This window comes from Chitinimonas sp., from assembly GCF_041904975.1.
Taxonomy (GTDB): domain Bacteria; phylum Pseudomonadota; class Gammaproteobacteria; order Burkholderiales; family Chitinimonadaceae; genus Chitinimonas.
This window is the reverse complement of the sequence record NZ_JAYRLZ010000120.1, coordinates 1-12,386: the sequence shown is the minus strand read 5'-3', so window position 1 is coordinate 12,386 and position 12,386 is coordinate 1. Positions and strand designations below refer to the sequence as shown.

Here is a 12,386-nt window from a genome sequence, read left to right as displayed (position 1 = left end):
GCACTTGTCGAGTGGCTGGCCGCTCAGGCCGCACTGGTAGTAGTCGGTGCTGGATGCGTAATAGCCCTTGGTCTGGCTGCGGAACAGGTAATTCATATCGGGCGCGCGAAAACTCGATGCCAGATTGGCGCGGATCAGCAGGGTTTGCTGTGGCCGGTATTCGAGGCTGCCGTTATAGGTAAAGCGGCTATCGCCGCTGCCGGCGTATTTGTAATCGTCATAACGGCCGGCCAGGGTGGCCTGCAATTGCCGGGTGATCGGCGCACGCAGTTCCAGCGCGGCGGCATAGCGGGTGCGCGAGCCGGCCACGTCGGGCGAGCTGGCAAGGTTGTAAAACACCCCCTTGGCAACTTGCGGGTCGGCCTTGTTGGCAAAGCCCTGGCCGCCGATTTCGCCGAGCGCCGCCACCTTCAGGGGGCCGGCTGGCAGCTCCAGCAAGTCGCCGGAAATGCTGCCGCTCAAAGCGTGCGACCAGGCGGTATTGCGGCTTTCGGTAAAGCCGAACAGGCTGGCAAGCTCGCCAGGCGCTAGGGGCTTGTTGAAGCGGGCCGGATCAGGCGCGAAGATCGCTACGCCATCGGCATCCGTGCCCAGTTGCGGGCCGAGGAAGTAGTTGTCGATGCCGGCCAGGATGCGCGGCGTGCGTGCCCGGCTGGTGTAGGACGAGATATTGTAGGCGGTCTCATAATGCCAATCGCCCAGCGTGCCGCGTGCGCCCAGCGAGAAATTGAGCGCGGTATCGTGCCATTCCTTGTTGTAGTTCGATGCGCTGCCGAGTTCTTCCGGCGAAAAGCGGCGCGACCAGGCTTCAAGGCTCTTGGTGTTCTGGTTGTAGAAATAGCTATTGCTGCTGGACGCCGAAGTCCACGACGGGCCGCGCGTGTTGTTCCAGGTATGGTTGAAGCCGGCCAGCAAATCGGCAAACAGGGTGGTGTCGCCCAGCTGGTAATTGAGGCCACCATAGATATTCTGGCTGTCGTTGCCGGTGCGGGTAGTCCAGAACGAGGGCTGCGCCTTGCCGCTACCGCAAAAGGTGCCCTTCTTGTTGGTATAGGGCACGGTGCTGCCGTCGAACAGATTGGCAAAACCGGCGCAGTTGTCGGCCGGGCTCAGGAATTTGCCATTGCCCAGATTGCGCCGGCTCCAGATCGCCGTCGGCGCTTCGCCATTGAGGGTGGAGGACGCCATAAAGTCGCGATCCTTGCTCCAGATCGGGTCGTTATGGCTCAGCTCCGCCGCAAACACGCCATTGAGCGCGCCCGATTGCAGGCCGCCGGATGCCTGCAGGCGCTGGCTGCTGCCGCCACCGCGCTGTGTCGTGCCCAGCTTGGCATTGATATCGAAGCCATCGATCTGCTTTTTCAGGATCACATTCACCACGCCGGCAATGGCATCCGAGCCATAAATCGCCGAGGCGCCGGCATTGAGGATCTCGATGCGATCGACGATCGCCGACGGAATATTGGCGAGATTGACGAAATTGACCGAGCCCTCGTAGGCGATCGGGTAATCAGCCACCCGGCGACCATTGATCAGCACCAGGGTATGGTTGGGCCCAAGGCCGCGCAGGCTGACCGCATTGGCCGCCGGGGTGAAGGTATTGCCGAAGTCGGCACCCTGGGTAAAGCCGGTGTTCTGGGTGGTCTGGTTGAGGGCGTCATAAACATTGCGATAGCCCTGCCGCTCCAGATCCTTGCTGGTGATGACGGTAACGCTGCTCGGGCCTTCCTTGGCGGCGCGCGGAATGCGCGAGCCGGTCACCACGATCTGGCTGTTGTCGGCAGGTGGCGCAGTCGGGTCATCGGCCAGCGCCAGGGCAGAAATAGCCAGGGCCAGCAAGCGGGGGGTAAAGGGCTGTCGTGTATTCATTGGGTAAGCCTCATTGTTATCGGTCAGGGCGCAGGGTAGGGCGCCTTCCCTAAGCACTGCCGGCCGGTAGGGGCAGGCCATTGCTGATTGACGGGCTTGCAGTGTAGCGAGGCTTGATATGCGATTTAAGAATTTGTAAACGATGTAAAATTAACTAATGGTTATTAAGTGGGTGGTTCGCCTTGATCAGCCAGGGGCCGGCTCATGCTCGGCACAGGGGTCATATGCCGTAATGCACTGGCAGCGTGCATTGCTAGCCCGGGCAGGGCTTGTCTGAAGCGCCGCGCGGCCATGGAAGGGCTGTGCCGCTATGCATTGCCGGAAAGAGGGGGGCGTATACGTCGTGCAATTCGGGTTGACTGAGCGAGCCTGTTACTGCCGCCATGTGACGCGTGCCGAGGCACGCAAGGACCTCTTTGATTGCATTGAGTTGTTCTACAATCGCAAGCGTCGCCATCCGTCCATCGGCTACCACATCCCCGGTGAAGTGATATGCCGAGTCGATGACAAAACGGAAAACGGCGGCCTAGATGTTATGTCGGTATCCGGAAGTCGCGGCCAAGCTCAATTCATGGCTCCCTTCGGCATCAAATCAATTTCCTTACTAGGCCAAATCCATGGCGAATTTCAAACTACCTAATTCACCAACTCTTTGGGTAATGACCGGTGACAGCATTACGCAGGGAGTACTGCATACCTATGGCGCCCGGAGTTGGGTGGAGCACGTACACGAGCGCTTACGATGGCAGCTTGATCGCCTCTTCGATACGGTCATCAACAGCGGCATGTCAGGCTGGGGCGCGCAGCAAGTTTATGAACATTACGACCACTTGATCGGAAGATTCAATCCTCAAATTGTGAGTCTGTCATTCGGCACGAATGATTGCCTGGAAGGCGCGGCCGGGATGGTTCGTTTCGACGACTCTATGCGAAAACTCATTCGGCAGGCGCAGAATCAAGATGCGACAGTCATTATTCAAACGCCTGTCCTGGTCACCAATTCTGCACCACCAAATCGACGCGAGTATCTCGCCGCCTATTCGCAAAGGCTTCGTGAATTGGCTGCAGAATTCGACTGCGTGCTTGTCGATCACGAGGCCTTTTGGAAGTCTAAGTTTGGAGATTCAGAACCTATCGCGTGGATGGATGACCACACGCATCCGAATGCTGTCGGCCATACAAATATCGCCCAGCATCTGCTCGAATCACTTGGCATCGGTAGGCTCACGCAGGTTCATATGCAGTGACATTGCGTATATGGACTCCTCCCGGCTTGCAAGCCTGTCGCAGTTTGGCGGTAAGCCCTGTAGGGCGGCTTGGCCTTATCAACCCGCGCGGACTGGCGGTCGATGATGTTGCTGCCGATCGGCGCTGATCTGATTGTTGATTTTGCGGGTTACGCCTGCGGCTAACCCGCACTACCAGCTTCCGATTCCAATTCGCGGGTGAGGGTATGGCGCGGTATGGACGTGCGGACGCGGTGGGTGGGTCGTACTTCTTTACGGTGGTATCGGCGAGGCGGCGGCCGGTGCTCTCGGGTGCGGCCATCCGCGATGCGCTGCGAGCTGGCATCGAAGCGGTGCGGGCCACGCGACCGTATCGTATTGACGGCTGGGCGTTGCTGCCCGACCACCTGGGTGCAATCTGGACCCTGCCGGAAGGCGATGCCGACTTTGCTACATGCTGGCGCTTGATCAAGGCCTCGGGTAGATCACGCTGCCGCTCGCGTCGGGGGCCCGAGGCCGTATGGTGCAATGCCGCGCCGGGGGCATTTGCTGTTCGATCCAGCTGAGCGTCGCTGCCGTGCGCGCGCTCAATTCAATTTGAAAATCGCTACCGCTTCTTGCAGCTGCACCGCCAATTTGCCCAGCTGGCGCGAGGTTTCGGCGGCGTCGACGATGGTGCGATTGGTTTCTTCGACCATCTGCGCGATTTTCTCCACGCTGACCGCCACATCGGTTGCCACCGAGCGCTGCTCGGCCAGGGCGGTGGAAATGTCGCCGATCACTTCTTCCACCTTGTTGGACGACTCGGTGATGCTGACGATGGCCGATTCGGCCTGGGCCGAGCTTTGCACGCCGCCTTCCACCCGCGCCACGCTATTGTCCATCGCTTGCTGGGTGGTGGCGCTGCTGGCCTGGATCTTCTGCACGGTGGCGGCAATTTCTTCGGTGGAGTGGCCGGTGCGCTCGGCCAGCTTGCGTACCTCGTCGGCCACCACGGCAAAGCCGCGCCCCTGCTCGCCGGCGCGAGCCGCCTCGATGGCGGCATTGAGCGCCAGCAGATTGGTCTGGTCCGATACTTCCTTGATCACATTGACGATGGCGGAAATCTGCTGGGCATGGCCGCTCAGCTCGCGCATCTGGTCAGATGCCGCACGCACCATGGTGGCGATGCCGGCAATGTCGTTGCTGGTGCTGCGGATCAACTCGCGGCCACTGCGTGATTGCTCGCCCGAGGTTTGTGCCAGCTCGCTGGCTTGCTGGGCGTTGTCGGCCAGATGGGTGACGCTGACGGTGAACTGTTCCACCGCTGCCGCCATCGAGGCAGTGGCATGGCTTTCCTGCTCGGTGGCGCGGGTAACGTTCTCGGAAGTTTGCGCAATGCGCTGCGCATCGCGGTTCAGCTCCTGGGCGCTGTGCTGGATGGTGGCGATCATGCCGCGCAGCCGATCCTGCATATTGCCCAGTACCCGGATCAACTGGCTGATTTCATCTTGCCCATCCACGCGCACCGGCTGGCGCAGATCGCCTGCGGCAATGCGCTCGGCGATCTGCGATGCCTCGTTCAGCCGGCTGCGGGTGTTGTTGCCTATCAGTACGGTGGTGACGGTTGCCAGCAGCGCAGCCAGCAAGGTGCCGCCCCACAGCAGCAGGTCGGTGCGCTGCTTCACCGCCTGGTAAACACTCTTGGCATCCTTATTGGCGGCGTCTGCGCGATCGGCCATGGCGTCGAGTTCACCGACAATGACGGTCAGCCTTGCCTTGTCGCCCAGTTCCAGTGACAGCTTCTTCAGGTCGTCGATCTGCGCTTGTCCCGCCTTGACTGCCTGTGCTTTCGCAAAGAACGGCTTCATGTAGTCGTTCACCATGACCGAAATCATGCCGTCAATCTTGACCAGAGCGGCTTCTTCGTCCGGATGGCCGACTGTTTCCTGTTTCAGCTTGGGCAGAGACTCGTTCAACAACTCGTTCAGATGTTTTTCATAGAGCTTTTGCGAGCTTTCCGTACCGATGAGGGCGAAATTGCGCAGTCCGGCAGTGGCCACGCCTAAATCGGCCGCAGTGGCTTCGCAGTTCATGCGCAGCCGCAAGGTATGGGCGCGCACCTCTGCCGAATCGTTCAGTTGTGCAAGGCTGAGGCTGACGACTATTGATAGCAGGGCAATGATGCCGACGATCAGTGCAAAGCCTGCATACAGTTTGGCGACAAGGCTGAATCGGTTCATGGCGATATCCGGGCAGGGTTTGGGCGAGCATGCGGTGCGGCGGCAGGCGGCGCAGGGCCGACCTCATTGGTATAGCAAACGATCGGCCCTGCCTGGTGGCACGGTGCTAGCCCTACTGTGGCGATTCAGCAACGCCTCTGGCGGTTTTGGCATGCCCGGTGCCGGTGGTCTTCGCTGGTGTTGGTGGGTCGGTATTTTCCAAGTAATTGTTTTAAATAAAATATTTTCTCCTTTCTCGCTCCCCCGGCGCTGGCGGGTTGGGCTGTGGGCGCCAGGCTGGCGTGGCGCCGTAAAGCGAGCGTAATGCTGCCCATGCACAGTGCCGGCTTTTTGCGCGAGCCAGACGCCAGCAGTGCGTCGCATGCCGCGCCGGACAAGGGAGAGCAGCATGCGGGAAACTCACAAAACAGCGGGTCGGTTGGCGGCCCAGTCATTTTTGCCACGGCGCAGCGTTCTGCTGGCCAGCCTGGTAGCGGCCGGCATTACCGTGCCGGGCATGGCGGCGGCATTCACGGCCGGCAATCTGGTGGTGTATCGGGTGGGCAGCGGCAGTGCTGCCTTGACATCGGTCCCGACGGCGGTGTTTCTCGATGAATACCGCAGCGATGGCACCCTGGTGCAGTCGATTGCCATGCCGACCGCCGCCGCGGGCAGCCAGCTGCCGCTGACCGCCAACGGCACCGCCAGCTCGGAAGGTATGCTGACTCGCTCGGCCGATGGCCGCTGCCTGCTGCTGACCGGCTACTCGGCCACGCCGGGCCAGGCTGGCGTGAGCAGTGCATCGGGCGCAACTGCTGCAGCCGTGCCGCGCCTGGTGGGCTTTGTGGCAGCCGATGGTAGTGTGGACAGCAGCTCCAGCCTCGGCACCAGCCTGTTCAACGCCAACAATATCCGCTCGGCGATCAGCGATGATTGCTCGCGCGCCTGGGTGGCCGGCGCCACTGCGGCGTCGCCAGGCACTTCGGGTGTGGCCCTGCTATCGGCCAAGGGCGGTAGCGTCGAGCTGGTACAGACCACCATCACCAATATCCGGGCGCTTGGCATAGGCGCCGGCCAGCTGTTCGGTAGCTCCGGCTCTGGCAGCAATCGGCTGTTCAGCATCGGCAGCGGCTTGCCAACCGCCGCCGGTGCCTCGGCTAGCAATCTGCCCGGCATCAATAGCACCGATCTGCCCTCGCCCTATGCCTTTGCCCTGTTTGATCTGGACGCAAGCGTAGCCGGCGTCGATACCCTGTATGTGGCGGACGACAGCAAGAAGGCAGTCATCAAATACCGCTTTGATGGCACGACTTGGGTAGTGGCTGGCAGCGCCGCCATTGGCGATACCGCGCGTGGCCTTACTGCCGTGCTCAATGGCAATAGCGTGACCGTGTATATCAGCACCGGCAGCAAGCTGATGGCTGTGACCGATAGCAATGCCAATGGCGCGCCCGCTTTCGGCACGGTGAGCACCATCGCCAGCGCCGCTACGAATACCGCCTTCCGTGGCGTGGCGCTGGCGCCGGAAGCGCCGGCCGCCGCGCTGCCGACCGTTAGCCTGACTGCCTCGGCCACGAGCGGCAGCGAAGCCGCTGCCACGGTGATCACCCTGACCGCCACGGCCTCGGCGCCGGTCAGCAGCGACCAGACGGTTGATCTGGTGGTGAGCGGCGCAGGCATTACTTCAGGCGACTACACGCTCAGCACTACCCGCATCACCATTGCCGCCGGCCAGACCAGCGGTACCGCCACCTTTACCGTGGTGGACGACAGCCTGGTGGAGGGCAGCGAAACCGCCACCATTACCCTGAACAACCCCAGTGCCGGCCTGCAACTGGGCAGCAGGATCGCGCAGAGCATCACCATTGCCGATAACGATGTGGCCGGCCCCACCAACACGGCGCCCACCATCACGGTGGCGCCGCCAGCCTTCTCTGGCGTGGTGGGCGATGCCAATAATCCGCAAACCCGTTTCCAGATCAGCGATGCCGAAACGGCGGCCGGCGCGCTCACCGTCAGCGTGCTGTCCAGCAGCAATACCAGCGTGCTGCCGATCGCCAATGTGACGGTGAACAATGTCGGCGGCCAGGTCAGCGTGGCTGCCAACCCGCTGGCCACGGGCTATGCCGATATCGTGCTGCGGGTGTCCGATGGCAAGGACAGTACCGATGTCACGGTGAACTATGCGGCCTCTGCCAATACCGCCAGCAGCGCCAGCACCCGCTGGTACACCGGCCGCGCCGATGCCTCGGCGGCGCTGGCAGTGGATGCCAGCTACCTGATCATTGCCGACGACGAGGGCGGCCCGAACCGCCTCTGCGTGATCCGCCGCGATCAATCCGGCGCGCCGGTAGCCAGCCTCGATGTGGATAGCGCGCTGGGCCTGAAGGCCGGCGCCAATTGCGAAGGCATCAGCGGTAGCGATTGCGATGGCGAAGCCGATCTGGAAGCGGTCACCCGTGTTGGCAGTCGCGCTTACTGGCTCGGCTCGCACAGCAATAGCAAAAAGGGCAAGATCCGGCCGGATCGCTGGCGCCTGTTTGCCACCGATTTCTCCGGCACCGGCGCCAGCGTGCAGCTGACGCCGCGTGGCTACTACAAATACCTGCGTAGCGATCTGCTCGCTTGGGATAGCAGCAATGGCCATGGTCTCGGTGCCAATGCGCTGGGCCTTACCGCCAGCGCCGCCGCTGGCAAGGCACCGGAGGCTGGCACGCTGGATGGCTTCAGCATGGAAGGCTTGACCACCGCGAGCGACAACAGCACTGGCTGGCTCGGTTTCCGCGCGCCACTGGTGGCCGCACCGGGCGCCGATCTGGCCGCCGGCCGCACCCATGCGCTGCTGGTGCCGCTGAAGAATCTCGACGCCCTGGCCAGCGCCAGCAATGGCGGCACTGTCGGCAGCGCCAGCTTCGGCCTGCCGATCCGCATGGATCTGGGCGGTCGTGGTATTCGCGATATCAACAAAAATGCCGCCGGCCAGTATCTGATCCTGGCCGGGCCATCGGATGGCGCCACCGGTACGGCGCCGAAGGATTTCCGCCTGTATAGCTGGGACGGCAGTGTCGATAGCAGCGGCCTTGCCATCAATGTGCTGCCGCGTGGCGCCAGCCTCGGCAGCTTCAGCGCGCCGAATTTCGGCAGCTCGCCCGAGGGCATTGCCGAGGTGCCGGCCAATCTCAATGAGGCCAGCACCATCGATCTGATCAGCGATGCCGGCGATGTCGACTACTACGGTGATGGCAAGGCGGCCAAGGATCTGCCTTACGAGGGTTTCAAGAAATTCCGCATCGACCGGGTGACTCTGGGCGCCGCAACGGTGAGCCAGCCGCAGCTATCCGGTGCGGCATTCGGCTCGGTGAGCAGCAGCGGCGCCAGCTTCAGCGTCACCAGCAATGCGGCCGGCACCGGTTACTACGTGCTGCTGCCAGCCGCCGCCAGCGCGCCAACCGCGGCCCAGGTAGTGGCCGGCCAGGATGCCAGCGGCGCCGCTGCCGCCCTGCGCGGCAGCCAGGCCATGGTGGCCGGCATGCCTGGCACGGTCAGCCTCAGCAATCTGGCGGTGAACACCGCTTACAAGCTGTATTTCGTGGTGGCCAGCGGCGCGCTGTATTCCAGCGTTTCCACCAACAGCCTCACCACCCAGCCGTCGCTATCGTACATCCACGATGTGCAGGGCAATGGCAGCGCGACGCCGCTGCTCAATCAGGTGGTATCGGTGGAAGCCATCGTCACCGGCGTGTTTGAAAGCACCGGCGGCCTCAAGGGCTTCTTTATCCAGGAAGAAGATGCCGATGCCGACAAGGACCCGCTGACTTCGGAAGGCCTGTTTGTTTACACCGGCCTGTCCAGCCCCAGCGTGGCCAAGGGCGACAAGGTGCGGGTGACCGGCAAGGTGGTGGAATTCAACGGCGAGACCGAGATCACCAATGGCCCCGATCTGAAGATCACCGTGCTGTCGAGCGGCAACACCCTGCCCAGCGCCGCCAAGATCAGCCTGCCGGTGAGCGCCAGCACCGATCTGGAGCGCTATGAGGGCATGCGCGTGCAGTTTGTCGATACGCTCACCGTGACATCGAACTACGAGCTGGGCCGCTACGGCCAGGTCACCCTGTCCAGCGGTGGCCGCTTGCTGCAGCCCACCAATGTGATCGACCCGAACGATGCCACACCATCGGGCACCACCAGCACCGGCAAGAGCAATAAGGCGGCGATCGATGCGATGGCCGACCTCAATGCCCGCCGCTCCATCCTGCTCGATGACGGCCTTACCATCCAGAACCCCGATCCGATCCCGTTTGTCGATGGCGTGGACCACACCCTGCGCCTCGGTAGCACGGTGAGCGGCATGACCGGCGTGTTGCACTATGCCTTCAATGCCTATGTGGTGGAGCCATCGGATGGTGCGCCGACCTTCCAGTACGCTGCCCGCCCGGCAGCGCCGCAGTTTGCCGGCGCCAATCTGCGGGTGGCGGCGGCCAATGTGCTCAACTACTTCAAGACGCTGAGCAGCAGCAATAAGGACGCCCGTGGCGCCGACAATGCCGCCGAGTTCGCCCGCCAGCACGCCAAGACGGTGGCCGAGCTGACCGCCATCAATGCCGATGTGCAGGGCATTATGGAAATGGAAAACATCGACCCGACCGCCCTCGATTACCTGGTCAACGGCCTCAATGCCGCCACCAGTGCTGGTAACTGGGCCAAGGTCAGCGAGTCCATGCCGGCCTACAACGCCGGCGGCAGCAGCGGCGGTGGTGATGCGATCAAGGTGGCGCTGCTGTATAGGCCAGCCAGTGTGACGCCGGTGGGTAATTCGCAGATCCTGATCGACACGATCTTCGATCGTCCTTCGCTGGCTCAGGTGTTCAAGCACAATGCCAGCGGCAAGCAATTCATTGCGGTGATGAATCACCTCAAGTCCAAGGGCTGCAGCGGTGCCAGCGGGCTCGATGCCGACCAGATGGATGGCCAGGGCTGCTGGAACGACAAGCGTCGCCAGCAAGCGACCAAGCTCGCTGCCTGGCTGGCCACGGTGAAGCAGCAGAGCGGGGTGAATGATGTAATCCTGCTCGGCGACTTCAATGCCTATGCCGAGGAAGACCCGCTCGATATCCTGCGCGCCAGCGGTTACGACCATCTGGATACCGCCAGCGAGTCTTACCAGTTCTCTGGCCTTACCGGCTCGCTCGACCATGCACTGGCGTCCACCTCGTTTGCCAGCAAGATCGTCGGCGCCGCGCACTGGAACGTGAATGCCGACGAGCCGACCTTCCTCGACTACAACACCGAGTTCAAGTCGGCCGGGCAGATCAGTAGCCTGTACCAGGCCAATGCCTTCCGCTCGTCCGACCATGATCCGGTGATTGTTGGCCTGAAGCTGGAGGTGCCGACGCCGACGCCGACACCTACCCCGACGCCAACGCCTACACCCACACCGACGCCGAATCCGTTCAATGGCGAAGCCGGCGCGCCGCCGCAGCAGGTCAGCGGCCAGCTTGGTGGCGCAGCGGCGGCGGCCAGCGCCGATATGATCACTAACCTCTCTGCCTTGGGTGGTTTGGTCGGTGTCGCCGATAACGGCGTGCTGGTAGTACGCGGCAATGGCCCGACTGGCGCTATCAAGCTCGCTGCCAACACACCCGACCGCGTGCTGCTGTCGCTGCCGGCGCAAAAGCCGGTGGTGTTCACCGTGGATGGCAATACCGTCACCGTGCAGACCAATCCGGAATCGACCAGCAGCGAGCGCGATACCAGTGTGGCAACCGCCAGCTTCACCCAGGCCGATGGCAGCCGTCGCCAGGGTCTGCGCCTGCTGCAGGGCCAGGCCTTTGCCGGCAACGAGGCAGCCGGTGGCCTGATCGGTGGCGTATCGCTGGGTAGTGATGCCAATAGCGGCAGCCTGGTGCTGGCCAGCGGCAAGCTGGCGGGCAAGGCCGGTCTGCAACGGGGCAGCGACGGCAGCGTGTCGGTCTCGGCCGAGTCGGGCGAGGTGGTGGTGCACCTGGCCGCCAGTCTGAACCCGGCACCGACGCCGCCCGCTCCGGGCAATGGCACCACCGTCAGCACCGATCTGACCCTGCAGGCCGGTGAAGTGGCGCGCTATGGCAAGGACGGCAAGCTGATCGGCGTCTTCCTCGGCTCGCTCAGCGGCACTGCCGGCAAGACCGGCGACGATATGAGCCTGAAAGCACCGGATGGTCTGGCCGCCTATCCGGCGGTGGCACCGCGCCTCGATGGCAGCAACACCATCGGCCGTCTCGGCGGCAACCTTGGCAGCGCACTGAGCCGTGCGCTCGGTGCAAGCCTCAAGCAGCGCAACGACGGGGTGATCGAGGTCGAGGCGCCCAATAGCAGCCTGCGTGCCTATTTCACCGGTCGTTACGAGGTGGTGGGTGGCACCGAGTTCAAGCTGGCGCAAGCGAGCGATGGCTCGTTCTACCTGACCGCTCAGGGTGTGCGCTACCACCTGGTGCCGGCACTGGACGATGTGGCGGGCCTCGCGAAGGCGGCGCCACTGTGGCGCATCGCCATCGGCGACGATGGCCGGGTGCAGCTGGCCGATGGCAAGGGCACGCAACTGCTGGCGCGCCCGGCACTGGAGCTTGCTGGCAGCACGCAAAGCAGCAGCGCCGCCCCGCAACTGTCGCTTACCCCGTCGGGCAAGGCGCAGCTGCTATCGGCCACTGGCCGCAGCCAGCTGCTGTCACCAAGCTTTATCGATCTGGACCAGCTGGCCAGCGCGAGCAAGGCGCTGTCCTGGCAGCTCAAGCTCGATGGCGACACGGTTAACCTGATTGACCCCAATGGCGGCCGTTACCTTGCCACGCCCGACTACAACCTGAGCACCACCCTGCCAAGCGCGGCGAAGGAGCTGGGCCAGGGCTTTGCGCTGGGCCAGGACGGGCGTCTCTATTTCCGCTTTACCGTGGGCAAGCAAACCCAGGTGCAGGGGTTCAGCGTGCGCTAGGGCAGTGCTTTGTGCTCGTCCGGCCTGCTGCTGGGTGGGGCGGGCAGTTAGCCCGCAGCACACAAAAAACCGCGCCGGCGTCTGGCGCGGTTTTTTGTTGCCTGTCGGTGTCAGCTCCACGGC

The 12,386-nt window shown here is 63.0% G+C and carries 4 protein-coding genes; 2 read left to right on the top strand and 2 right to left on the bottom strand.

The features are described 5' to 3' along the window. The coding region (locus ACE3OH_RS12365) for a TonB-dependent receptor plug domain-containing protein (protein WP_374352916.1) at positions 1–1,869 on the bottom strand (1,869 nt) is incomplete at its 3' end. 617 nt (positions 1,870–2,486) lie between these two features. On the opposite strand from ACE3OH_RS12365, the gene ACE3OH_RS12360 reads away from it, so the two are divergent. Next, positions 2,487–3,116 (top strand): SGNH/GDSL hydrolase family protein, encoded by a 630-nt coding sequence (locus tag ACE3OH_RS12360; RefSeq protein WP_374352913.1) that lies wholly within the window; start codon positions 2,487–2,489, stop codon positions 3,114–3,116. A 566-nt stretch (positions 3,117–3,682) separates the two neighbouring features. Here the strand turns inward: ACE3OH_RS12360 and ACE3OH_RS12355 are convergent. Further along, positions 3,683–5,317, bottom strand: a complete 1,635-nt coding sequence (locus ACE3OH_RS12355; RefSeq protein ID WP_374352910.1) for a methyl-accepting chemotaxis protein — start codon at positions 5,315–5,317, stop codon at positions 3,683–3,685. A gap of 388 nt (positions 5,318–5,705) precedes the next feature. On the opposite strand from ACE3OH_RS12355, the gene ACE3OH_RS12350 reads away from it, so the two are divergent. Further along, entirely contained in the window at positions 5,706–12,263 is a 6,558-nt protein-coding gene (locus ACE3OH_RS12350) for an ExeM/NucH family extracellular endonuclease (RefSeq protein ID WP_374352905.1), read from the top strand. The last annotated feature ends 123 nt before the right edge of the window (positions 12,264–12,386 follow it).